General features: G+C 53.1%; 19 protein-coding genes. 5 read left to right on the top strand and 14 right to left on the bottom strand.

Annotation, left to right across the window (positions count from 1 at the left end):
• Positions 1-131: 131 nt before the first annotated feature.
• A complete protein-coding gene (locus AC0YOB_RS34030) occupies positions 132-1,313 on the top strand; it encodes an HD domain-containing phosphohydrolase (RefSeq protein WP_475796550.1) in 1,182 nt (393 codons plus the stop codon).
• A 30-nt stretch (positions 1,314-1,343) separates the two neighbouring features.
• Here AC0YOB_RS34030 and AC0YOB_RS34035 read toward each other — a convergent pair whose 3' ends face one another.
• The 5 genes from AC0YOB_RS34035 to fni all read right to left on the bottom strand — a co-directional run bounded on the left by AC0YOB_RS34035 (position 1,344) and on the right by fni (position 6,926).
• Positions 1,344-2,066, bottom strand: coding sequence for a glycerophosphodiester phosphodiesterase (locus AC0YOB_RS34035; protein ID WP_475796569.1), 723 nt, complete (start codon positions 2,064-2,066; stop codon positions 1,344-1,346).
• Between the two features lie 5 nt (positions 2,067-2,071).
• Positions 2,072-3,634, bottom strand: a complete 1,563-nt coding sequence (locus AC0YOB_RS34040; protein ID WP_475796551.1) for a CapA family protein — start codon at positions 3,632-3,634, stop codon at positions 2,072-2,074.
• Positions 3,635-3,769: 135 nt separating this feature from the next.
• Positions 3,770-4,753: an MBL fold metallo-hydrolase gene (locus tag AC0YOB_RS34045; RefSeq protein ID WP_475796552.1), complete on the bottom strand. Its 984-nt coding sequence runs from the start codon at positions 4,751-4,753 to the stop codon at positions 3,770-3,772.
• Complete coding sequence (locus AC0YOB_RS34050; protein ID WP_475796553.1) at positions 4,750-5,502, bottom strand: class I SAM-dependent methyltransferase; 753 nt, start codon at positions 5,500-5,502, stop codon at positions 4,750-4,752. Before AC0YOB_RS34050 ends, AC0YOB_RS34045 begins: the two co-directional genes overlap by 4 nt.
• A gap of 344 nt (positions 5,503-5,846) precedes the next feature.
• Positions 5,847-6,926, bottom strand: a complete 1,080-nt coding sequence (gene fni / locus AC0YOB_RS34055) for a type 2 isopentenyl-diphosphate Delta-isomerase (protein ID WP_475796554.1) — start codon at positions 6,924-6,926, stop codon at positions 5,847-5,849.
• A 246-nt stretch (positions 6,927-7,172) separates the two neighbouring features.
• Between fni and nagB the strand changes: the two genes are divergently transcribed.
• Together nagB and nagA are read left to right on the top strand one after the other, a co-directional pair.
• Complete coding sequence (nagB, locus tag AC0YOB_RS34060) at positions 7,173-7,898, top strand: glucosamine-6-phosphate deaminase (RefSeq protein ID WP_475796555.1); 726 nt, start codon at positions 7,173-7,175, stop codon at positions 7,896-7,898.
• Entirely contained in the window at positions 7,898-9,091 is a 1,194-nt protein-coding gene (gene nagA, locus AC0YOB_RS34065; protein ID WP_475796556.1) for an N-acetylglucosamine-6-phosphate deacetylase, read from the top strand. Before nagB ends, nagA begins: the two co-directional genes overlap by 1 nt.
• Before the next feature lie 67 nt (positions 9,092-9,158).
• On the opposite strand, the gene AC0YOB_RS34070 is transcribed toward nagA, so the two are convergent.
• The 8 genes from AC0YOB_RS34070 to citZ form a co-directional block, all read right to left on the bottom strand.
• Positions 9,159-10,082 carry an NHL repeat-containing protein gene (locus AC0YOB_RS34070; protein WP_475796557.1) on the bottom strand — a complete coding sequence of 308 codons (924 nt, stop codon included), beginning with the start codon at positions 10,080-10,082 and terminating at the stop codon, positions 9,159-9,161.
• Between the two features lie 89 nt (positions 10,083-10,171).
• Positions 10,172-10,972, bottom strand: a complete 801-nt coding sequence (locus AC0YOB_RS34075; protein WP_210046905.1) for a DeoR/GlpR family DNA-binding transcription regulator — start codon at positions 10,970-10,972, stop codon at positions 10,172-10,174.
• A gap of 1 nt (position 10,973) precedes the next feature.
• A complete protein-coding gene (locus tag AC0YOB_RS34080; protein ID WP_475796558.1) occupies positions 10,974-11,930 on the bottom strand; it encodes a sugar kinase in 957 nt (318 codons plus the stop codon).
• 23 nt (positions 11,931-11,953) lie between these two features.
• Complete coding sequence (locus AC0YOB_RS34085) at positions 11,954-12,385, bottom strand: hypothetical protein (RefSeq protein WP_210046903.1); 432 nt, start codon at positions 12,383-12,385, stop codon at positions 11,954-11,956.
• A 77-nt stretch (positions 12,386-12,462) separates the two neighbouring features.
• Positions 12,463-14,685, bottom strand: coding sequence for a DNA helicase RecQ (gene recQ / locus AC0YOB_RS34090; RefSeq protein WP_475796559.1), 2,223 nt, complete (start codon positions 14,683-14,685; stop codon positions 12,463-12,465).
• A gap of 183 nt (positions 14,686-14,868) precedes the next feature.
• A complete protein-coding gene (gene mdh / locus AC0YOB_RS34095) occupies positions 14,869-15,810 on the bottom strand; it encodes a malate dehydrogenase (RefSeq protein ID WP_210046901.1) in 942 nt (313 codons plus the stop codon).
• Positions 15,811-16,273: 463 nt separating this feature from the next.
• A complete protein-coding gene (icd, locus tag AC0YOB_RS34100; protein WP_475796560.1) occupies positions 16,274-17,569 on the bottom strand; it encodes an NADP-dependent isocitrate dehydrogenase in 1,296 nt (431 codons plus the stop codon).
• 142 nt (positions 17,570-17,711) lie between these two features.
• Positions 17,712-18,827 (bottom strand): citrate synthase, encoded by a 1,116-nt coding sequence (gene citZ, locus AC0YOB_RS34105; protein WP_210046899.1) that lies wholly within the window; start codon positions 18,825-18,827, stop codon positions 17,712-17,714.
• 343 nt (positions 18,828-19,170) lie between these two features.
• On the opposite strand from citZ, the gene AC0YOB_RS34110 reads away from it, so the two are divergent.
• Entirely contained in the window at positions 19,171-20,700 is a 1,530-nt protein-coding gene (locus AC0YOB_RS34110; protein ID WP_475796561.1) for a Ppx/GppA phosphatase family protein, read from the top strand.
• On the opposite strand, the gene ppk1 is transcribed toward AC0YOB_RS34110, so the two are convergent.
• Positions 20,691-22,754: a polyphosphate kinase 1 gene (gene ppk1 / locus AC0YOB_RS34115; RefSeq protein ID WP_475796562.1), complete on the bottom strand. Its 2,064-nt coding sequence runs from the start codon at positions 22,752-22,754 to the stop codon at positions 20,691-20,693. The genes AC0YOB_RS34110 and ppk1 overlap by 10 nt on opposite strands.
• A gap of 248 nt (positions 22,755-23,002) precedes the next feature.
• Between ppk1 and ytvI the strand changes: the two genes are divergently transcribed.
• On the top strand, positions 23,003-24,112 hold the full coding sequence (gene ytvI / locus AC0YOB_RS34120; RefSeq protein WP_475796563.1) for a sporulation integral membrane protein YtvI: 1,110 nt from the start codon (positions 23,003-23,005) through the stop codon (positions 24,110-24,112).
• Positions 24,113-24,557: the final 445 nt, after the last annotated feature.

The raw sequence follows: 24,557 nt of genomic DNA on the forward strand, positions 1-24,557 counted from the left end.
AAAAGCCTCCTCTTTGCTTTGTTTCTATATTCTAATTCTCAATCCTGTACCCGGCCAAAGCAGGATTCACCCGAGGCTGCGTAGAAATGGTCACGTTGAATGATCCACTATTCACCAAGGAGTGTCCACCTTTGAACAAAGACCCTAACGATGCGGATGCGCAGGCACGTTCAACCTCTAATGAGCGAAGCCCCGGGGAACTGCTTCGTATCATATTCGATTATACCGCAAAAATCGGCAGAGAGCGCAGCCTGAGCAGCGTCCTTCTGCTGATGGCGAACATGGGTCGTGAAATGATATTGGCCGACAGATGCACCGTATGGCTGATCGATTATGCCAATCAGCAATTATTCACCACGGTTGCGCACGGAGTGAACGAAATCCGGGTTCCCCTGGGCTCAGGAATCGTCGGACATTCCATCGCCATAGGCGAATCTCTGCTGATTGAGGATGCTTACCGCGATCCAAGACATAATGCCGAGAATGACAGGCGGACGGGGTACCGGACCCAATCGGTCATTACGGTGCCTTTTGTCGGTAATGACGGCAGTATCATCGGCGCGTATCAAGCCATCAACAAGCTTACCGCGAGCGGCGTTTTCACCGGACAAGACCTGGAGCAGCTGAAGCTGGCCGCAGCCTATGCGGGCAAATCTCTGGAATCCGTTATGCTGCAGGAAGAGATCCAGGCCACCCAGCGGGAAATTATATATACGATGGGCCAAATCGGCGAGAGCCGCTCCAAGGAAACCGGCTACCATGTCAAACGGGTATCTGAATATTCCTATGTCTTGGCTCTTGCTTGCGGGCTGTCTGTGGAGGAAGCGGAGCAGCTCAAGATTGTGTCGCCCATGCACGATATCGGGAAAGTAGCCATCCCCGACGCCATTTTGCAAAAGCCGGGCAAGCTCACCGCAGAAGAATACGAGTTGATGAAGCAGCATACCGACATCGGCTACCAGCTGCTCAAAGCCTCAGGCCGCCAGCTGCTCAAAACGGCTGCCATCATCGCTTATGAGCATCATGAGAAATGGGACGGCTCCGGCTATCCAAGAGGCATCAGCGGCGAGGCTATTCATCTGTACGGACGCATTACCGCCATTGCCGATGTATTCGACGCTCTGGGCAGCAAGCGGGTCTATAAGAGTGCCTGGGAGCTCGGCCGCATTCTTGAGCTGATCCGGGAAGAAAGCGGACGCCATTTTGACCCGCAGCTTGTCCGGATCTTCATGGAGCAGCTGCCCAAGCTGCAGGAAATACGCGAGCGGTACCGCGATGAGCATGATCAAAACAATGAAACCGGCCACCTGTAGGTGAGCCGGTTTCATTGTTTACAGCTGCTCTTACAATAATTCGGCGAAGCGGTCCGGGTAATTCGTGCAGATCATCAGCTCGGGATCAATGGCCGCCAGACGCTTCATGGCTGACACATCGTTGACGGTCCAGGCCATCACGGTTATTCCCTTGCTGCGCATCTCTTTCATCAGCTCCGGCGTTACCCGTTTATAGCCGATGGAGAGAAAGGAAGCTCCCAGGGCACGCAGATCACCCGCCAGAGAAGGCGGAGCAACCTCCGTGATCAGACCTGTCCGCACCTCGGCGGTCAGTTCTCTTACCGTCCGCAGCGCCTGCTGATCGAAGGAGGTGATCACCGTGTCAAACTGCAGTTCCTTCTCATAAAGCAGTTCCACGACACGGCGCTCCATTCCCGGATAGCGGCCGCCGTGGGTCTTCAGCTCAATATTCAATCTGCATCTGCCTACCGTCGCATCCAGAACCTCCTCCAGCAGCGGCACCCGTTCTCCGGCGAAGGATTTGGAGAACCATTTCCCCGCATCCAGGCGCGACAGCTGGGTGGTGGTAAAATCCCCCACCGGACCGGCGCCGCTTGTTGTCCGGTTCAAAGTGGAATCATGAATAACAATCGGCGTTCCTCCCCGTGACAGCTGGACATCAAGCTCAATCCACTGTATGAAAGGAAAAGACATCGCTTTTTGGAACGCAGCCATTGTATTTTCCGGCGCAAGGCCGGAAGCTCCCCGATGGGCTACACATGGATTAAGCAAAGCACTCACTTGGCGCTCACATACCCTTCTGAATTAATAGAGGCATTCAAGGAAATACCCGACAGACGTTTAAGCAGGGCTTGCGCCTCTTCTCCCTCAAGCGGCGTTGGCTGGGAAGCGACGGCACGCATGGGATTGAACTTCAGGGTGCAGTCTCCGCTGCCGGTGCAGACTGCGTTCAGCACCCCGGTGTCCTTGGTTTTATCCGTCGCTGTCATATTGAAAATATAATTGCCCAAGCTGTAGGAAATCCATTTGCCTTTGTAGGTCTCGAAGCCCTGCAGAACATGAGGATGACTGCCGATCACCAGATCCGCACCGGCATCAATATACGTATGGGCCAGAAGCTTCTGGTCCGCGTTGGGATTATCCGAACGCTCGATTCCCCAGTGAACCATAACAACAACCAGATCCGCATGTTTTTTCGCTTCCTGAATCGCTTTTACACCGCGTGTGGAGTCATAGGTTTCCGCAAGGCCCGCGTGATCGCTTGTCGCTTTCCAGGATGCTTCCGGAACAACTCTGGTCAGGCCGATATAAGCTACGCTGATGCCGCCGGCTTCCAGATAGACCGGCGCATAGGCTTCCGTCTCGTTATTCCCTGCGCCGATATTCGGCATCCCGGCTTCCTCCAGATGGCCGATGGTGTCAAGCAAACCTTCTTTTCCTTGATCAAGCGTATGATTGTTGGCCAGGCTTACCAGATCGAATCCCGCCTCCTTCAATGCCGGGAGCGATTTCGGGGACCCTTTGAACACGTACTGCTTATCCTCAGCCGGAACTCCGCGCGTCGTGATGGGGGTTTCGAGATTACCCGCCATCAGATCAGGCTCCGTCAGGAAAGACAGCGACTTGGCATACGGATAATCGTAGCCGCTGCTCTGCATCAGCTTATCCACTGAGCCGGCAAGCAAAATATCGCCTACAAAACCAAGCGTGATTGTACGCCCGTCATCCGCGCTTCCTTCGCCAGATTGGTCCGAAGAACCGCTTCCGGTAGACGAACCCGCTCCTGACGGATTCTGGGAGCCGCTTCCCGTTGATGAATCCGTACCGGATGGACCGGAGGATCCGTTTCCTGTTGACGAATCCGTACCGGATGGACCGGAGGATCCGCTTCCCGCTGACGAACCTTCGTCAGCTTGACCGGGAGAACCGTTACCGGTTGATGAACCTGCAGGTTTTCCAGTTGGCCGATCCGCAGGAGCTTCTTCAACTGCCCCGGAAGGGGTGATGCCGGAGCCTGCCGATTCTGTTCCACCAGATGAACCGGCAGCAGCATCAGAGCCCACGGCTGAACCGCCGCCTGATGCCGAATTATCGTTTCCTGCACCGGCCGCAGCTCCATCCGGGTTAGCAGAGCCGCTACTGCCATTCTCCCCGCTGCCGTTTCCGGCGGCATTCTCATTCCCGGGAGTCTCTGCATTCTGATTCGTCGGCTCCGTGCCCACACTGCCGGAAGCGCCTTCAAGCCTGGGCTGTTTATCATGGCTGACCATGAGATACACGCCGATAATGATGCAGATCGCAACCAGCATAGAGAGATTGAGCAGCAACAGCCTTCGCATTCGCCGGGCTTTTCGTTTTTTAATGTGCTGGTGTGATTCTGAACGGGATATATGCATACAAAAATAAGCTCCTTTGGGCAAATGAATGGGATAAATCCAAGTCTACGCCGGGCTGGTTAATTGCAGCTTCTGCCGTCAGGAAGTGAAGATGATCATCCCATTGCGCGTTCTGCTGTGGATTTGTCCCCGAATCTCCAGATGAAACAAATGGGCAAGCGTCTCAGACATCGCAAAACGCAAATTATGCGTATTTCCCGAGATTCGTGCGCCGAACAGTCTCTGGCACAGGTCGTAACCGCTGCAAGGTTCTGCTTCCAGGAGACTCGCGATCTGCGCCAATCTCCGCTCATGGTGAAGCAGCAGCTCGGCAGCACGGTCATCGAAGCGGGTAAACGGATCCCGGTGACCCGGAAAAGCCAGCTCCACCTCATAGCTCCGCAGATGGACAAGACTGTCCAGAAACTGCTGCAGGGGATCTCCGTCTTCCCCGGGCACTACGCTCACATTGGGCGTAATATCCGGGAGAACCTGATCGCCGCAAAACATCCGCCGCTCCGCGGAATCATATAGGCACAGCTGGCCTCGCGCATGTCCCGGCGCATCGATGGCAAGCCAGCTCCTGTTCCCCATCCGGAGCATATCTCCAGCAGAAATATAAGTAATTTCCGGCTGTGGGGATACCCTCTCGCGGAAAGCCGCCAGATGGGGAGCAATATCGTTCAATACCTCTGCGGGCATACCGTGACGGGCATATAGATTTGTCAGTTCCAACGAGAAGGAATCATCATTTCCCCAAAGCCGCACCGCATAAGCATGGGATTGTTCCGACATCAGCACGGGAGCCGCTGTACGCTGTTGAAACCAGCCTGCCAGCCCGTAATGGTCGGGATGCTGATGAGTCAGCATAATGGTGTGGATCTGTTCATACGCGATCTCATGAGCTTTCAGAGCCGCATTCCATGCCAGGACGGCATCCGGTGTATGCAAGCCCGGGTCGATTAACGTATAGCCTTGCTGTCCAGGCACTAGATAGCTGTTCACCCATTTCAGAGAGAACGGCAGCGGCACCTTGACCTGAATGATGCCTTCAGGCCAGACCGCAGTTGCTGCTTGGGTCAAGAGGACACCCTCCCTGTCATAATCATCCGCGGAGATTCCATTTTATCATATGTATTTCCCTCATAATCGCCGTATACGCGCCCCATGGCCAACCCTGCCTCCGCAAGTGCATGCTCAAACCATTCCAAAGACAATAAACAGACGCGCTCTTCATATACACGGGCAGCTTTACTGTCGGATTCGGGCTGGATGGTAATTTGCTTCCTGACACAATTATTCATAATCTTCCTGACTTCATCGATCAGCAGTCCCGTTGGCCCGTCTACACGCCGGGAATGGGGGACAAGATGGTTTCTGACATAATCCGGGTTGAGAAAATCAATGAGAAACTGGCCATTCTCCGTCAGAACCCTGCGAATTTCCTTCAGCACCCGATGGTTGTCGGCCTCATCTTCAAAGTAGCCAAAGGAAGTAAATAAATTGACTGTCGCCCGGAAACTGCCATCCGGTATGGGGAGACGGCGCATATCGCCGTGGATAAGTGCTTCAATTTGCCCTTCCTTATCATGCTCTCGCGCTTGCTCCAGCAGCACTTCTGACAGATCGACACCGGTCACGCAGTAACCGAGACTCGCAAGCGCCAGAGAATGTCTGCCCGTTCCGCAGCCAATATCCAGAATTTTCGCAGCTCCGGGAAGCGACAGCCAGCTGCTCATACGCTCAACTTCTCTGACGGCCTGCTCCCAATTACGATGACGGTACACAATCATATAATCAGAACCGAAGCTCTTTTCATACCAAGCAGTCATTCCTCATTCCTCCCCATCCATGCGATAACCCGCAAGAAGATCCGGCTGCCGCCGTTCTTTGTCGGCTAAGCCAAGTTCCCTCCTCTGAAATATAAGCAAAGTATGAGCCAATTTTACATTTCATTTATCTTATGAATGTACCCTGATGCGACTTAACGTCAAGCTGCTTTCAGGCAATATTGTATCCACTCTTCTTCGTGGCAGCAACTGCATCCATTAGATTTATACCAGGCTGACGGGAAATCATAACAGAGAAAGAATACACCTTTACTGCGGCAATATTGGCCAGCCCGCTGCACCTGCCCTGGTCAGCGCAAGACTGCAGATGAGGGATTTACTCAAATTCAGGCCAGCTTTACAAGACGGTCCGTTCCCCGTAAAAACTGAAGCGAAGACGCCCCTATCCCAAACATCGCGGCGCGAAGCTCGAACTCGATCCGCTCCAATTGATGATAGACCGCCTCCGGCTTAAGGATTGAGGATTCGGAGCCTGCAGCTCCAGCCAGAAGCGTACGGCCGAATCCGGCCAAATCTGCGCCAAGCGCGATTGCTTTGGCCGCGTCCACGCCCGTATGCAATCCACCGCTGGCGATAAGGCAGGTATGGGGGAGACGCTCACGGACTTCACGCACGCATACAGCGGTAGGAATCCCCCAATCGGCAAAAGCGGCCGCTGCGTCTGCCCGCAGCGGATCGCGAACGCGATATTTTTCCACCTGGCTCCATGAGGTTCCGCCCGCTCCGGCAACATCAATAAACGATACCCCGATATCAACCAATGCCCGGGCTGTATCGCCGTCTATTCCCCAACCGACCTCTTTGATGCCGACAGGAACGCCAACCTGTCTGCACACCTCGCCAATCCTGCCGAGCAGACCGCGGAAATCCGTATCTCCTTCAGGTTGAAATACCTCCTGCAGGCTGTTAAGATGCAGCACCAAAGCGCTGGCCTCCGCCAGCTCAACCGCTTGCCGGCATTGGTCGATGCCGTACCCGTAATTCAGCTGCACGGCGCCGAGGTTCGCAATAAGCGGGATGCTCGGCGCTTTCCGTCTGACACGAAACGTCTCGGCAAGCTGTCCGTTCTCAATGGCAGCCCGCATGGACCCAAGTCCCATGGCCCACCCTCTGGCCTCAGCCGCCTCGGCGAGACGCAAATTAATTTGTCCGGCTTCACCGGTTCCTCCGGTCATAGAGCTGATCAGCAGAGGCACCTGCAGCTTCGTTCCCATAAATTCCGCGCTTAAATCCACATCCTGGAACGACAATTCCGGCAGCGCGCAGTGGCGCAGACGATAACGGGCAAAGCCCGCATCAATTCCAATACTCTGTACATCCTCCTCCAGACAAATACGGATATGCTCGCCCTTGCGCCTAGCCGTCTGCTCATGACCTTCTGTACCGCTATTGATATGCTCTGTCATACCCATTGCTCCTTAGCCGATCCATTCTATACGTCCATCATCACATAGGATCTGCCCTTTGATCAAGTTCAGAACCTTTACGAAGGCAAAATTAAGCTCGTTTATTAATAATTGATTAAATATTTCATTTTAATGATTTTTTTATTCATTTTCATTGTTAAATCAAGCGTGTTATTTTACAATAAGAAGAGACGATTTTCTATTATCGCCGCATTCATAAATTTCAGACAAACGGAGGCTATTCCATTGAATATTACTCAATTCAACAGCAAAGAAGAGCTTGATCAGCATGCAGCAGAGCTGTTCGCCGCTCTGCTCGCTCATAATCCGCAGGCTACGCTTGGCCTTGCCACAGGCTCGACACCGACAGGAATTTATGAAAAAATGATAAAGATGCATCAGGCCGGGCGGCTTTCCTTCAATGAAGCGGCAACCTTTAATCTGGATGAATACGTAGGTCTGCCTCCCGGGCATGATCAGAGCTACGCTTATTATATGAACAAGTATTTGTTCAATCACGTAGATGTTCGGCGTGAGCATATTCATTTGCTTGATGGAATGGCCGATGATCTGGCAGCGGAATGCTCGCGCTACGATCAGCTTCTGGCGGCCAAGCCAATCGATATCCAGCTGCTCGGTCTTGGCCACAACGGGCACATCGGCTTCAACGAGCCGGATCATTCTCTCCAGAGCGGTACTCATATCGTGGAGCTGAAGGCCGAGACGCGCGAAGCCAATGCAAGATTTTTCGAATCGGTGGACCAGGTCCCGGTCAAGGCGGTTACGATGGGCATCGGCTCCATCCTGAAGGCGGATACGATACTATTGGTCGTCAAGGGCGCCGACAAGGCGGAAATTGTTAAAGAAGCTTTAACCGGACCGATTACGACGGAATGTCCGGCATCATTGCTGCAGACGCATGCGAAGGTAATTGTCCTACTTGACCGTGAAGCGGGGAGGCTGCTTGATTAATGACATCTGTCCATGCAAAATGGCGAATAGACCATGTAAGGATCGTGCTTGAAAATCGAATCTTGGAGGGCAGCGTCGTTGTGCAGGACGGTATTATTACCGCGATATACGAAATGAATGACGCTGAATCGCAAGCCGCTCCTTCTGACGGGGAATTTCTGATCATCGATGGCGCTAGGGGCATGCTGCTTCCCGGATTTGTCGATGTTCATGTTCATGGCGGATTCGGGGCTGACTTCATGGAAGCGGATGCCACCGCCTATGATACAATTGCCCGCTACCATGCATCCAAGGGTACGACCACGATGCTCGCCACCACCGTTACCGCATCATACGACGCAATTGCAAAAGTGCTCGGAGCCGCTTCCGCTTATATCAAGGACGGCGGCATGCCCTATGCGGCGCTTGCAGGCGTTCATCTCGAAGGTCCGTTCATCAGTGAGCTGTGGCCGGGTGCGCAAAATCCCTCCTACATCTCGCCTCCACGCCTGGACTGGCTGCAGGAATGGCATTCCGCTTATCCGGGTCTGATTAAACAGCTTACTCTTGCCCCCGAGAAAGCAGGCGCTGTTGAGCTTGTCTCCTGGCTGGCTGAGCAGGGAATCGTGGCGGCATGCGGACATACGGATGCTTATTATGCCGATATCGTTAGGGCTGCCGATGCGGGGCTCACCCAGGCCGTTCATACCTTCAATGCCATGCGGGCCCTGCACCACCGCGAGCCGGGGACGGTCGGAGCCGTTCTGACCGATCCCCGTATCTATGCCGAGGTCATTGCCGATGGGCACCATGTTCATCCAGCGGCGATACGGCTGCTGACCCAATCCAAAGCCGCCGACAAGATTATTCTTATCACGGATGCCATATCCGCTGCCGGTCTGGGCGATGGCAGCTACGACCTTGGCGGCTTGGCCGTCGACGTTCATGGCGGCGTTGCCAGGCTCCAAGAGGGAGGCAACCTCGCGGGCAGCACGCTGACGATGATCGATGCTTTCCGTTACATGGTGGAGAATACTCCGCTCAGCATCCCTCAAATCAGCCGCATGGCAAGCGCCAACCCCGCAGCCCAGCTCGGATTGCAGGAGCGTATTGGACTTATTGCGGTTGGCAGACAGGCGGACCTTGTCTGGACGGATGAATCCTTCAAGACCGTACATGGCACATGGGTCGGCGGCAGGCGGGTATTTCAATAATCAAGAAAAAGCAGGTATCCGCTTGAATGGCGAACACCTGCTTTTCTTTGTTTTTCGTTTGTTTGGCTTAACCGCGTTTGCGGACCAGCTTCGTTACACGTCCATGAACGGTCCACTCGGCAACGTAAACGTTCCCTTCAGCATCTACACAAACACCATGAGGCGAGCTGAATTTGTCTGCTTCGAATAAATTCAAATCGATATTAGGCCAGCCTTCCCGTTTGGAGGCATTCTCATCATCGCCCAAATGGGTGATCAAACGATCATTTTTGTCGAAGATGGTAACCCGGCTTTGCAGATCCGGGAAATAAATTTCATCGCCATAATAATAAAAGCTGCATGGCATTTTCATATCATCGGTAATAAAACGCTTGTGCTCGCCGTCCAGAGTGAACACTTGAATCCGGTTGTTGCCGCGGTCCGCCACGTACAGCTCCGGTTCCTCGCCGCGCAGATCGACGGATATGCCATGCGGGCAATCCACCTGTCCGGGCTCGCTTCCTTTTCCGCCCCATGAACGGATCAACTGACCTTTGCTGTCGTATTGATGGATCCAGCTTTGCCCGTATCCGTCAACCACATAGATATCGCCGTTTGGCCCCACCGCAACGTCAGTAGGCACAAATTTGCGATCCTCATTGTATATGTCCGGCAAATCAGGTGTTCCGATGGTCAGAATTTCTTTTCCGTCCAACGTTGTTTTGACCACGATCCGGCGGGAAGTGTCCGTCAGGTACAGATATTGGCCATCACTCTCCTGATGCAGATAAAACCCGTGGGCGCCGCCAACGAACTGCTCTCCCCAGCTGCGCAAGAAATTCCCGTCCTTATCGAACACGATTACCGGATTGTTCCCCGTGTGGAAGACCAGTACATTCTCATCGGCGTCCACGACGATACCATGGGTATAACCAAATTCAAATCCCTCCGGAAGCTTCGCCCAGCCTTCGGCAACTTCATAAACATGTGTTCCAGATCCCATCTCAGCCATTATATTCACTCCTTTTGGTTTTCTTCGTGAATGCTCAACATATGAATTCCATGGCGGCAAGGCTTATCCTGCTTACCGGCAAGAAATAATTATTGCTGGTCCGGCTCCTCGCGATGCTCGGTGACAAAAACTTGAATGCCATGGGCATTTGCCACAGACGAAAGCTGCTGCGGCAGCGGCATATCGGTAATAAAGCCCTGAAGCACCGACAGCGGGGCAATCGAGAACAGCGAGGTCCTTCCTATCTTCGTATGGTCAAACATCGCATACGTCGCTTGCGAACGGCTTATCATCGCTTTGGCCATATGGGCTTCCTGCTCGGAATAGGTTGTGATACCGCCCGTGGAGGACACGCCGTCTACTCCGAGGAACATTTTGCCCAGATTAAGCTGTCCCAGCATGCCTTCCCCCAGCGGTCCGCACAGCTCGAAGCTGTTGTGGCGCATCAGGCCTCCGGTTACAACCACCTGGATATCGCTTCCTGCAAGCTCCATCGCCACATTCACGGTATTCGTTACGACGGTAATCCCCCGGCGTGTTTTGAGCAGCTTGGCCAGATAATAATTGGTCGTGCCGCCTGAGAGCCCGACCACGTCCCCTTCATTAATCAGCTCCGCCGCAGCTGCCGCGATCCGTTCCTTCTCCAGAAACGACAGCCCCTCCTTCTCGGCAAAAGGGAGCTCTCTCACAGCATTCATGCCGTCGTACATCGCGCCGCCGATCGTACGGATGACCGGCTCCGCCTTCTCCATCAGCTCCAGGTCGCGGCGCGCCGTCGCTTCCGAAATGTGAAAGCGGTCCACAACCTCCTGAATGGTAATCCGGCCCTGCCGCTTCAGCACATTCATTATTTGTTCTCGTCTGCGTTGTCCTTTTGAACCGTCAGCCATTTCAGCGTTCCACCCAGGCCTTATCCGATAATCGCTGATCGACGGATGCCCAGTCGGGAAGCGCTTCCCAATCGCCGCGCATTTGAACCACAAGCGACCCGCTTATACTGCCCAGACGCACGGCCTCCACCGGGTTCATTCCCTTCAGAAGGCCTGTCAGAAACCCCGAGCAAAAGCCGTCTCCCGCCCCGACGGTATCCACAACTTTATCCGCTTTGTAGAAGGGCACTACCTGGGATTCCCCATTTTCGATCACGATAGTCGTGTCATCCACGCCCTTGACGATACACACCGCATTCAGCTGCTTCAGCTTCGCTGTCACTTCATCCAGATTGTCCGTTTCGTAGAGAAGCTTAAGCTCGTCCCAGCCAGGCAGAAAATAATCGGCCTGCTCCGCCAGCGGAAGCACAACACGCCGGGCTTCTTCAATCGTCCACAGCTTGAGGCGCAGGTTGGGGTCAAAGCTCACCTTCACTCCCGCCTTCTTCGCTGCGGCAACCGCCGCAAGCACCGTTTCGCGGGCGCTCTCGCTGATCGCAAGCGTAATGCCCGTCACATGGAGGATCTTGCAGCCGGCTATGTAATCCAGATTCAGATGCTCGGGCCGCATCTTGCTTGCCGCCGAATGTTTCCGGTAATAATGAACCGCGAGCTTCCCTGCGACCGTTTCACGGAACATTAATCCGGTCTGTTCGCCTGGCGTCAGCCTGGCCTCGGAAACGTCTACGCCTTCTCCCCGCAGCTGCTTGAATATTGCACGTCCGAACGGGTCTTCTCCCAATGCGCCAAACCAGCCGACCGAGCAGCCCAGTCTGGCCGCTCCGATCGCCACGTTGCTTTCGGCACCGCCGAAGCCCTGCTCAAGCGCTGCGGCTCCTTCAAGACCGCGATGCTCCTGCGGCATGAACAGCGCCATTGTTTCGCCGAAGGTTAATAAATCCGGTACTTCATTGGTCAAGCGTATCGCCCCCCAGTGTTGGATTACATATCTTTATAGATCGGGAATTTCATGAAATAGATAATGACCAGATAAACGAGCAAAATGATGATGCTGAGCGTACGCGCTTTGCCAATGTTTGACGTTGCGCTTTGCCCTGCCTGGATGGATGCGACAATCTGTTTAAGCGGCTTCGTCACAATTCCGCCAATTGCTGCAATAGCGAGGAACAAGACGATAACCAGAATCATCCAAACAACCTCATAATCCCCTTGCGAAATCAAATATCCGCCTGTCAACAGCTGCAAGACGAGAAAATATTGCGCGATTCGGTTCGCAGACACCAGACCTTCCGCAAGTCCGGCTTGTCCGGCACCATTGAGCTTCGTAGCGCGTCCGATCAAGAATGGAAGCACGATGTAAAAACCCATGCCTGCAGCGCCGATCACATGCAGAAAAACCATTACATTCAACATTTCTTTTCCTCCTGCCACTCATATACAATCCCATCAAGTATACTAGAAGAATCGCCCAAATTCAAAAGAGAAATGGCCTATTTTCCGCCATGCGACAAACTGAGCTTCATCATGACCGCTTTAATGGCAAAATAATCGATTTCATCCGGCAGCGCTTCCTTGATCGGCTTCAGCTTCTCCGCTCCCAGCCGCATAATCGTCTCTGCAATGAGCGCTTCATGCTCTGCGGGGATAAAACCATCCCAATCGATCGTTTCACCTTCCTCGGCGCAGCGCAGCAAATGGTTCTCGATCGTAATTCTGCCCATATCGCGCAGAGCGGCAATTTCCGTAATGGAGCGCCCTTCCCGCAGCAGCGCCAATGATTGCATATGGCTGCTCAGGCCCGCATCCGTGACTTTTAAAGCCGCCGCTCCGCCTCGCCCGCCGGTCGAAGCGACAGGTCCTGCATTTCCTCTCTCTTCTTCATCCGTCTTCATAAGCGGGGAAAATGAGTCCATTTGCTGTGGGCTGCTGCCCGTCTTAAAGCTTCTGACAATGGCAATGACATCGCTGCCGTATTTGCCGGCTTTAGCCGCTCCCACCCCTTTGACGGTGAGCAGCTGCTCGGTCGTAACAGGCTGCCTGTCGGCAATTTCACGCAGCGCAGCATCGAAGAACAGCATAAAAGGCGGTACATGCTCGCGCGCCGCCGTCTCCTTGCGCCAATCGCGAAGCGCCTCGAACAAGGGAGTGTTCTCCGTCTGGCTGACGCTTGAAGCCGTTCTGCGCTTCGCAGCCGTGCTGCGCCGCCTGAACACGGTTTTCTTTCCCTCCAGCACGGGCAGAGCCTCTGCCGTCAGGGATACCGTAGGAAACTCTCCCTCGCTTATGCGCATATAGCCTTCCGCCACCAGCCAGTAGAGCCAGTCGGAAATGTCCTTCTCCACCCAATCGCGCAGCAGCGCATACGTGGACAGACGGTCCAGACCGAATTCCAGAATACGCTTCTCGCGGGAGCCCTTGAGCACCTTGGCCGCGAGCGCGATGCCGAACCGGCCTTTCAGCCTGCCCACGCAGGACAAGGCCTTCCGCGCATCCTCCGTCATGTCCAGCTTCTCGCTCTGATCCAGACAGTTGCTGCATTTGCCGCACTCGGGAACATCGGCTTCGCCAAAATAGCTGACGATAAACTGCAGCAGGCATTTCTCCGTACGGCTGTAATGCATCATCGTGTACAGCTTGTTTAATTGAATCCGCTGTCTGTCCGGATCGGTTGTGCTCCGCTCGATCAGGAAGCGCTGGACCTGAACGTCCTGCGGCTCGAACAGCAGCACGCATTCGCTCTCCTCCCCGTCGCGCCCCGCGCGGCCCGCCTCCTGATAGTAGGACTCCACATCGCTTGGCATCTGCCAATGGACGACATAACGGACATTCGGCTTATCGATGCCCATGCCGAATGCATTGGTTGCGACCATAACCCGTGCTTCGTCGAAACGGAATTTCTCCTGCGCTTCAGCCCGCTCATCATCCCCGAGTCCTCCATGATATTTGCCCGCCGATACGCCCAGCCTGCTCAAGTCGGCACAGACTTCTTCGGCTTCCTTCCGGGTAGCCGTGTAGATAATGCCCGATTGATCCGGCCGCTGCGCCACATAATCACGCAGAAATTTCCGTCTGTCCGTCCCGGTTACAACCGACAAGCTCAGATTGGTCCGGGCAAAACCGGTCACAAACACATTGGGCCGACGAAGTCCAAGCATGGCCGAGATATCGTCTGACACCTCGGGAGTGGCTGTTGCCGTAAAAGCCGCAACCGGCGGCCGATTTTCCAGCCTCCCGATCCAGCCCGCCAGCTGCCGGTAGCTCGGCCGGAAATCATGTCCCCACTGCGAAACGCAGTGAGCCTCATCGATGGCTATAAGGGGGATGTGCAGCTGGCTGGCTAGTGATTCGAACATTGTCCCATCCAGACGCTCCGGCGCAACGTAGAGCAGCTTGTAGACGCCCTGAGCGGTCTTTCTCACGACCTCCCGATAAGTCGCTGCATCCAAAGAGCTGTTCAAGTAGGCAGCCGATACACCCAGGCGGCCAAGCGCGTCGACCTGATCCTTCATCAGCGAAATCAGCGGCGATACGACAATCGTTGTGCCTGGCAGCAGAATCGCCGGAAGTTGATAGCAAACCGACTTTCCTCCGCCTGTAGGCAGAATCGCCAGCGTATCCTTGCCTTCCAGCAAGCCTTCGATTATATCCTGCTGTCCTTTGCGAAAGCTGTCAAAGCCATATACCTCTTTAAGCATCCGTTGTGCTTGCTCCAACCTGATTCCTCCTTCCCAACTAAAAAGATGGCCTCGCCGCCTCTTGGGCGGCAACGGTCATTCTTCCCTCAAACTTTTATAGAAGTGAAAACAACTAATACCTGCTATCAGGTTAAAAAAATGAAGACCCTGACAACAATCAGTCAGGGTCTCATGTCCTTCATGAGTACAACGGCTTTGGAATTAACCGTTAACGACAGAGATGACGTTGCGAACCGAAACGGCGGATTTCTCCAGAGCGGCTTTCTCATCCCCGGTCAGATCCAGTACAAAAATCTTCTCGATTCCATCGCCGCCCAGCACGACTGGAACGCCCATGAACAGGTTGTCATAGCCATATTCGCCTTCCAGCAAAGCGATTACTGGCGTAATCCGCTTCTTATCCTTCAGAATCGCTTCAGTCATTTGGACCAGCGATGCTGCAGGCGCATAATAAGCGCTGCCGTTGCCAAGCAGGTTGACAATTTCGCCGCCCCCAACGCGTGTGCGCTGTACAATGGCTTCGATACGATCAGCCGGAATCAGCTTCTCGATTGGAATGCCGCCCACATTGGAGTAGCGGACGAGCGGAACCATGTCATCGCCATGGCCGCCAAGCACGAAGCCGCGGACGTCTTCAACCGATACGTTCAGCTCTTGGGCGATAAATGTGCAGTAACGGGCTGTATCCAGTACGCCGGATTGACCGATTACGCGGTTTTTAGGGAAACCAAGCGCATTGTAAGCCACATAAGTCATGGCATCAACGGGGTTGGAGAGAATAATAACATAAGCGTTCGGGCTGGTTGCTTTGATGTTCTCGCATACCGATTTCACAATGCCGGCATTGGTGTTGACCAGATCGTCACGGCTCATGCCCGGTTTGCGGGCGATCCCTGCAGTGATAATCACAACATCGGAATTTTGCGTATCGGCATAATCGGAAGTACCGATGATGTTGGCGTCGCTGCCTTGTACAGGCGTGGACTCCATCATATCAAGCGCTTTTCCTTTGGTTGGGTTTTCCAGCTGCGGGATGTCAACAAGAACAACATCGCCCAGTTCTTTCTGTGCAAGCATAAAAGCCGTCGTAGCCCCGGTAAAGCCTGCTCCAACAACGGTAATTTTTTTCCGTTTAATCGCCATTATCCATTGCCTCCCAAAAAATTTCTTCGCTATAGTTACTCAGCTCTTCGCCTTTATCCCATCGCTCTCGGTCCTTGTCTCTCCGCACTCGGTCCTTGTCTCTACCGCACTTGGTCCTTGTCTCTTCGCACTTGGTCCTTGTCTCTTCGCACTTGGTCCCTTTTCGCACTTGGTCCTTGTGCTGTTGCTTCTCAGATCTTCATCCATCGCCCTTGACCTAAGTCGCCCCAAGCGACCCCACGCACGAACACTAAAAATGCGTGCCATGAACTGCATCGGCCGATGCGGTTCATGGCACAAGCATTCCTCGCTCAAACACCCCAGCGTCTGTCCGGCACCCACGTTACTCAACGGGTGTCCAGAGGGCAAGCCCTCGGGGTCCCCCTTCCAGGGGGATTTAGGGGGTCATCCCCTGGATGCGGGGCCTATCCAATCAAACTATTTTTAAAATTAACCGGGTAATCTAAACCAGGTTCTTAATGATCTCATCAGCAAACGCCGAGCATTTAACTTCAGTCGCGCCTTCCATCAGACGGGCAAAGTCATAAGTAACAGTTTTATTGTTAATCGACGTTTCCAACCCTTTGTAGATCATATCAGCCGCTTCCAGCCAGCCAAGATGCTCCAGCATCATAACGCCGGACAAAATAACTGAACCCGGGTTTACAACATCAAGGTCCGCATATTTTGGAGCCGTACCATGAGTCGCTTCGAAGATAGCGTGTCCAGTCAGGTAGTTGATGTTCGCGCCCGGTGCGATCCCGATACCGCCAACTTGTGCAGCAAGCGCATCGGACAGATAGTCGCCGTTAAGGTTAAGCGTAGCAATGACATCAAAGTCAGTCGGACGAGTCAGTACTTGTTGTAGGGCGATATCAGCGATCGCGTCTTTCACGATCAGCTTGCCTGCCGCTTCCGCATCCTTCTGTGCTTTGTTCGCCGCATCCGTGCCTTCTGCTTCTTTAATGCGGTCGTATTGACCCCATGTGAATGTTTTGTCGCCGTATTCCTGCTCGGCCACTTCATAACCCCAGTTTTTGAAGGCACCTTCGGTGAACTTCATGATGTTTCCTTTGTGTACCAGGGTCAGCGTTTTACGGCCGTGTTTCAGCGCGTACTCGATAGCTGCACGGGCAAGTCGCTTGGAGCCTTCAGCCGAAACCGGCTTGATGCCGATACCGGAGGTTTCCGGGAAGCGGATTTTGTTAACGCCCATTTCTTTTTGCAGAAAATCAATGACTTTCTTCACTTCAGCCGAACCTTCTTGATATTCGATACCTGCATAGATATCTTCTGTATTCTCACGGAAAATAACCATGTTAACCAGTTCAGGACGCTTGACCGGTGAAGGCACGCCGTCAAAATAACGTACAGGACGCAGGCAAACATACAGATCAAGCTCCTGGCGAAGCGCCACGTTCAGGGAACGGATACCGCCGCCGATAGGCGTAGTCAATGGACCTTTGATAGCAACCATATATTCACGGATAGCCGTAAGCGTATCTTCCGGCAGCCATTCTCCATAGTTATTGAATGCTTTCTCGCCGGCAAATACTTCGTACCAGGCGATTTTTTTCTCGCCGTTATAGGCTTTCTCAACAGCTGCGTCAAGTACGCGCTTGGATGCTTTCCAGATATCTCGGCCTGTTCCGTCGCCTTCAATGAAAGGGATAATCGGGTTGTTCGGAACTTGCAGTACACCATTGTCAATCGTAATTTTCGCGCCCTCGGTCGGAAGATCGAATTGTTTAAGCTGCATGAATAAATTACCTCCTGAATGTTTGTTGGATATGAAGTTTACATAACACGACGGGAGCTCGCTGCATGGCCTCTATTATACGGCCATGCGCTGGCACCCCGTCACTCTTAAGCGGATTATGATTGCCGCCGGCAGCTGATTTCTACTGACGCTGTGCAATCGGCGTCACTTTTTGATCAACCGGACCGACGTACTCGGCACGCGGTCGGATAAGACGGTTATTCTCATACTGCTCAAGAATATGAGCGGTCCATCCGGATACACGGCTGATCGCGAAGATCGGCGTGAACAGGTCCCGAGGGATTTTGAGCGATGTGTAAACCGAGGCGGAATAGAAATCAACGTTAGGCTTGAGGCCTTTTTGACCCGTCACGATCTCTTCAATCTTGATGGACATTTCATACAAATCCATATTGCCTGTCAGCTTGCCAAGCTCGCGCGACATTTTTTGCAGATGCTTCGCGCGGGGATCGCCGTTCTTGTAGACGCGGTGGCCAAATCCCATGATTTTCTCTTTATTGGCGAGTTTCTGGTTGATCACGGCCTCTACATTAGCAGGCGTGCCGATTTCTTCCAGCATCACCATGACCGCTTCATTCGCTCCTCCGTGCAATGGCCCCTTCAAAGCGCCGATAGCGGAAGTAACGCCAGAATAGATGTCCGACAAGGTGGCAACCGTAACACGGGCGGCAAATGTGGATGCATTCAGCTCGTGGTCGGCGTGAAGCACAAGTGCCTGATCGAGCGCCTTAACCGCTACCTCGTCCGGCTCTTGTCCTGTGAGCATGTATAGGAAATTGTGGGCAATCGATACGCCCGTTTTAGGAGCGACCGGCTCTTTGCCTTCACGAATACGGGCAAATGCAGCGACAACAGTTGGAAGCTGAGCCTGCAGTTTAACCGCTTTATGGATATTCGCTTCTTGTGACATGTCATTGGCGGATTCATCATACAATGCCAGACTGGAAATCGCCGTCCGTAAGCTGGCCATTGAATTAGCTTCCTTAGGATAAAGCTTGAGCTGATCTAGCACACCTGCCGGGATGGGCGCGTATTCTCCGAGCTGCTTTAACAACTCGTCCAGTTCCGGCTTCGTCGGCAATTTTCCATACCATAGCAGATAGGCCACTTCTTCAAAAGAAGCGTTAACCGCCAGGTCATCGATGTCTATACCGCGATAAGTCAATACGCCATCAATAATCGAGCTGATGGATGACGTAGTAGCGACGATCCCCTCTAGGCCTTTGGTTGCTGTCATTTTTTTCTCTCCTTTAACCTTGGTTTAATGATTCAGAAATAACAAAAAATGGTTTCGATATCCGTATCGTCAAGTTAATCATATCGGATTTTGACGGGGAAGTGAACATAAACCGATATAAAAATGCTTTATCAGCGCCATCAAAAAAATTTTATACTTATTTGCCGCGTAATGCAACGACCACGCCTCTTGAGGCAAAATAGACATTTGATTTCCCGAAAACACCCCTTTGTGTAAAGCCCGGCAAATGTTAAACTATAGAGATGATTCGGGCACAACTATTCAAAGCAAAAGCATCAGATATAGCGGCAGCTACATAATTCTTGAAACCGGAGGCTCAATTATGACGGAACAACGCATCGGCATCATAGATTTGGGCTCCAATTCCATCCGGCTTGTCGTATACGAGCGGACGGCAGGAGGAGCTCACCGGGTTATTGACGGCAGCAAGCGGTCGGCGCGGCTCAGCGAGCAAATCGATGAGAATGGCGCACTGCCGGATCATGCTACGGATGAGCTGGTCGATACGATCAACCATTTCCGCCTGATTTGCGCGCATCACCGCACCGGCCATATCCGCGCGGTCGCAACAGCAGCTATCCGCAATGCGGCCAATCGGGAGCACATCCTCTTTCGCCTCGAGGCGGAGACCGGTCTGCCCGTTGAAGTCATCACTGGCGTGCAGGAAGCCAGCTACGGCTTTCTCGGGATGATCAATTCCATGAATATCAATAACGGTTTTCTCATTGATATCGGAGGCGGCAGTACGGAAGTCTCCCTCTTCAAGGACCGCACGCTGATGCAGGCAGTTTCTTTCCCATTCGGCTGCGTCAGCCTGACCAAGCGTTTTACTCAAGGCGGACAGCTGCCAGACGACAGGCTGCAGGCTCTTGAGCATTTCATCGAGAAGGAAGTGCGCAGCGAGTCCTGGATCAGACATTCTCCTGGTCTCCCGCTTGTCGGCATAGGAGGCACCGTACGGGCTTTGGGCAAAGTGCATCAGGCGGTTACCCGCTACCCGTTCGAGAGCTTTCACAACTATTCCATGACTGATGAATCCACTGAGGATCTGTTCCATCTGCTTCGCGGGCAGCCGCTGGATAAACGCAACAAAATACCGGGCTTGTCGAAGGACCGCGTTGACATAATTGTACCAGGCATCACCATTTTGCGTACGCTTTACAAGGTCATGGAGGCTTCCCATTATATTGTTTGCGGCTCCGGCTTGCGCGATGGATTGTTCTTCTCCACCCGCTTTCCCGAGCGCCCGAAGCTTGACAATGTACTCAGCTACAGTGTGAACAATCTCGCCGCTTTGCATCCGGAGGCGCCCAGGCAGCACATGGCGCAGGTAAACCGGACGGTCCTTCAGCTCTTTGATGCTATGCAGAGCAGACATTCGTTCCCGGAGCAGGCCCGTTCATGGCTGGATACAGCCTCTACTCTTTACAGAATCGGGGCAAGTATCGACTATTATGAGTATAACAAGCATACCTTTTATCTGATGGTCAATTCTCATATCAATGGCTTATCCCACCGGGAAACGCTGCTTTGCGCAGCCATTGCCTCCTACAAAAGCCGTAACCGCGTGCGGCAGCAGGCAGCTGTCTATAAACCGCTGGTCTCTGATGAGGATATCGCAATCATCAGCATGCTTGGTTCTCTCCTGCAGCTGGCCATTGCGCTGGACCGCAGCGAAACCCAGGCTATTGGCCGGCTTGCAATTGAACAAGCAGACGGCAAGCTCCACCTGCGGGCGGTTATGGCAGAGGGCTCCCTCATCGTCGAACGCAAGGAAGTTGATGCGCTGGCGGTTGATTTCAGGAAGCTGTGGGGCTGCTATCCCGTTCTTTACCCGCCCGATTACCGGTAGGTTTTCCATTTCTTAATATTTATCGCTTTGAATTGGCTGCGCATTGGCGGCAATTCATTGTTGACACGGGCATAAGAACCGTTTGGCAGCAGCTCACGGGCCTTCATGTTGTCGTTCAGATTGAGCTGTAGAATATTGAACAGATTCCGGCGTAAACGTGCATCAAATACCGGGCACATGAGCTCAATCCGGCGCGTCAGATTACGGGTCATCCAATCGGCGCTGGACAAATAAATCTCTTCTTCACCGCCGTTATGGAAATAAACTATGCGGGAATGTTCAAGAAACCGGTCTACGATGCTGATCACCCTGATGTTCTCGCTCAGACCCGGCACACCTGGACGAAGGCAGCACACGCCCCGTACAATTAATTCTATTTTTACCCCCGCCTGGGAAGCCTCATACAGTTTATCAATCATTTCCTGATTGGATAAGCTGTTCATTTTGGCAATAATTCTGGCAGGCTTGCCGGCAGCGGCATGCCCCTTCTCTCTCTCAATCAGGCTGAACAGCTTCTGCTTGAGATCTGTGGGAGCAACGCCGAAGGCCTTCCACTCGTATGGCGAAGAATAACCGGTCACCTCGTTGAAAAGCGCCGATGCGTCTGCTCCGATTACCGGATGGGAAGTGAATAATCCGATATCGGTATACAATCTTGCAGTGTTTCCGTTATAGTTGCCTGTTCCCACATGGACATATCTCCGCAGCATCTGCTGCTCCCTGCGGACGACCAGCGTGATCTTGGCATGTGTTTTCAAGCCGACAAGACCATACACGACATGACAGCCCGCTTTTTCCAGCTGACGCGCCCAGGCGATATTCCGCTCCTCGTCAAACCGCGCTTTCAGCTCAACCACCACCGTTACCTGCTTGCCTGCTTCAGCGGCCGCGGCCAGAGCTTGTACCAGAATCGATTGCCCGCTCACCCGGTACAAGGTCATCTTGATAGCCAGCACATCCGGATCCTGCGCGGCTTCCGTCACAAAATCATCCACCGCTTCAAACGATTCATACGGGTGGTAAAGCAGAACATCCTCCTGGCGCAGCACAGAGAAGATATTGTCCGTTTCTTCAAATTCCTGCGGGTAAAGGGGCTCAATCTTCTCAAACCGCAGTGATTCGTAGCCGGGAAGCGAGCTTGCGAATTTCATCAAAAAGCTTAAATCAAGCGGACCATCGATCTCGATGATATTGTCGCCCTGCTCAAGCTCCTCTTTCAGCATTTGCAGCGCATAGGGATGCATGCCCTTGCCGAATTCAAGGCGAACCGGAAGCCCCCAGCGGCGGCGGCGTATTTCCTTTTCAATCTCTTCCAGCAAATCTTCCGCCCCTTCTTCATTGAGGGTCAAATCCGCATTTCGGGTCAACCGGAATGGATGGACGGCGATGGTTTTGTATCCGTAGAACAGCGTGCTGATATGCCTTTCAATCAGCTCTTCCAGAAAAACAAATTCCTTTTTCTTGCTGTTCGTTCGGCAGGGAACCGGCACAAGCCGCTGTAAAATGGAAGGAACCTGGATAATGGCAAAGAATGGCTCTTCCTCGGGCGGCATTTCCTCTTGTCCCAGCAATACGGCCAAATAAAGCTCTCTTGTATGTAAAAGCGGGAAAGGCCTGCTCTGATCCACCGCCATTGGCGTCAGCACCGGAAACACAATTTCATGAAAATATTCATCCACGGCATGCAGCTGCATGGCGCTCAGCTCGTCCATCGTCCGGAACGTAATTCCTTCTTTATTCAGTCCCCGGAGGACCTCGCGATAGGCTTTGTATTGATCGGTCACCATCTGCGAGGCACGCCGCATCAGTCGTTTCCATAATCCATCGGGCGTATAGCCGGTAAAATCCTTCTTGGTATAGCCGGCCTTGATCTGGTCCTGGATCCCAGCCACGCGAACACTCATAAATTCATCCAGATTGCTGGACATAATAGCGAGAAATTTAGCCCTCTCCAGCAATGGATTGTTGGAATCCTGAGCCTCCTCCAGAACGCGGCGGTTAAACTCAATCCAGCTCAGATCACGATTGACATACGGGGACATTGACTTGTTCATTGCAAGACTCCTCCTGTAGAAAAAGCACGGTTAACCCCATTATGTGGGAGTTCTATTACGTTCATGTTAAGGGATTGTTAATGACACGTAAAGTGAAGGCATTTTTTTACGTTTTTTTGGTAAACCTTCCATCTCAATGCTACAATATTCAAAAGGGTTGCCGGGCCATCCGTACGGAGCGTGAATTTCACCTGTAAGAAAATGAACCGGCTTCGCACGTTTTTTGATTCACAAAGGGAGGAACGTCCATGGATCGTGCGCTAGGAAGGCGGATTGGCCGCGGACTTTTTGTGGTCATTGGAATTGTTTTGCTTATCCTTGTCATAATTTATGTAACTCCGCTTGTTTACCCTTTCATTATCGGCTGGCTCCTTGCTTTTGCCATTAATCCGCTTGTTAATATGATGCACCGTAAACTGAAAATTCCCCGCTGGATTGGCGTCACCTTGTCACTCTTTATCGTGGTGCTGGCCCTGGTAACGATCGTATCCGCTCTTGTTACGCGCATTGTTGTGGAAATCATTCATCTATCGAAATCACTGGACAGCACGATCGAATGGTGGCGCAATGAATTTGAACGCGTGGTGGCCTCAACGGAAATTCAGGATTTGATCGAAAAGCTGAATGCCTTCTACCAGAACAACCCTAATTATCAGGAGACCATCAACTCCCGCATATCCGATACCGCCAATCTGCTCGCCAAAACCAGCTCCACCATTATCAGCACGATCCTCAACAGTATTGTGAACCTTATTTCGTCGCTTCCCAATGTGGCGACAATCACGGTTGTCGTGCTCCTCGCGGCATTTTTTATCGGAAAAGACTGGTATCGTCATGTGGGCAAAATGTCCGGCTGGATTCCCGATGACATCCGCAAAACGACCTCTGTCGTTTGGAACGATCTGATCCGTGCCCTCTTCGGCTATCTGCGCGCCCAATTTATTATGATTTCCATTACTGCTGTCGTCGTTACCCTTGGCCTGCTTATACTGAGAGTCGACTATGCCATTACCATCGGCATGCTGATTGGAATTGTCGATCTTCTTCCCTATCTTGGCGTTGGGGCAGCCATGGTGCCATGGATCGCCTACACGTTTATCTATGGCGATATTTCCCTGGGTATCGGACTGTCGGTCCTGTATGGCGTCATCCTCGTGGTCCGCTCATCCGTCGAGCCCAAAGTGCTGGCAAAAAGCGTCGGACTCGATCCGCTTTCCACGCTTATTGCCATGTTCGTTGGTCTTAAGCTGTTCGGCATCGCGGGCTTGATCGCCGGTCCCGTATCTCTTGTTATTCTGTCCACAATTCATCGTGCTAATGTTTTTCGGGATTTGTACCGGTTTGTTATGAGGAGGTAGTGCCCTCCCTAAATCCCTCCGCAGGAGGGACCCCAAGGGCCGCCGGCCCTCTGGACACCCGGATTGGGAGCATGCCCTCCCTAAATCCCTCCGCGGAGGGACCCCAAGGGCCGCCGGCCCTCTGGACACCCGGATTGATTAACGTTGGAGCTGCACAGAAACGCTCTGTAGTTACTGCCTGCTTGGATCGTTTTCGTCCCTTGCGGGACACACTTGCCTGTTGGCGCACCCGGGATTCCTGGTGGACTTCGTCCCTAATTAACGTGGGAGCAGCAGAGTCAGCCTTCAGGTGACTGCCTGCTAGGGGCCGACTCCCTCCCTAAATCCCTCCGCAGGAGGGACCCCAAGGGCCGCCGGCCCTCTGGACACCCGGATTGATTAACGTTGGAGCTGCACAGAAACGCTCTGTAGTTACTGCCTGCTTGGATCGTTTTCGTCCCTTGCG

The organism is Paenibacillus sp. JT31N17 (genome assembly GCF_056269255.1).

What these genes read in the sequence shown, in the direction of transcription:
- ytvI (WP_475796563.1), top strand. Translation starts at nt 23,003, where the DNA reads ATGGATCGTGCGCTAGGAAGGCGGATTGGCCGCGGACTTTTTGTGGTC.
- AC0YOB_RS34075 (WP_210046905.1), bottom strand. Translation starts at nt 10,972, where the DNA reads ATGGCTGACGGTTCAAAAGGACAACGCAGACGAGAACAAATAATGAAT.
- nagA (WP_475796556.1), top strand. Translation starts at nt 7,898, where the DNA reads ATGACATCTGTCCATGCAAAATGGCGAATAGACCATGTAAGGATCGTG.
- AC0YOB_RS34040 (WP_475796551.1), bottom strand. Translation starts at nt 3,634, where the DNA reads ATGCGAAGGCTGTTGCTGCTCAATCTCTCTATGCTGGTTGCGATCTGC.
- AC0YOB_RS34110 (WP_475796561.1), top strand. Translation starts at nt 19,171, where the DNA reads ATGACGGAACAACGCATCGGCATCATAGATTTGGGCTCCAATTCCATC.
- AC0YOB_RS34085 (WP_210046903.1), bottom strand. Translation starts at nt 12,385, where the DNA reads ATGTTGAATGTAATGGTTTTTCTGCATGTGATCGGCGCTGCAGGCATG.
- fni (WP_475796554.1), bottom strand. Translation starts at nt 6,926, where the DNA reads ATGACAGAGCATATCAATAGCGGTACAGAAGGTCATGAGCAGACGGCT.
- mdh (WP_210046901.1), bottom strand. Translation starts at nt 15,810, where the DNA reads ATGGCGATTAAACGGAAAAAAATTACCGTTGTTGGAGCAGGCTTTACC.
- AC0YOB_RS34070 (WP_475796557.1), bottom strand. Translation starts at nt 10,082, where the DNA reads ATGGCTGAGATGGGATCTGGAACACATGTTTATGAAGTTGCCGAAGGC.
- AC0YOB_RS34050 (WP_475796553.1), bottom strand. Translation starts at nt 5,502, where the DNA reads ATGACTGCTTGGTATGAAAAGAGCTTCGGTTCTGATTATATGATTGTG.
- icd (WP_475796560.1), bottom strand. Translation starts at nt 17,569, where the DNA reads ATGCAGCTTAAACAATTCGATCTTCCGACCGAGGGCGCGAAAATTACG.
- ppk1 (WP_475796562.1), bottom strand. Translation starts at nt 22,754, where the DNA reads ATGAACAAGTCAATGTCCCCGTATGTCAATCGTGATCTGAGCTGGATT.
- citZ (WP_210046899.1), bottom strand. Translation starts at nt 18,827, where the DNA reads ATGACAGCAACCAAAGGCCTAGAGGGGATCGTCGCTACTACGTCATCC.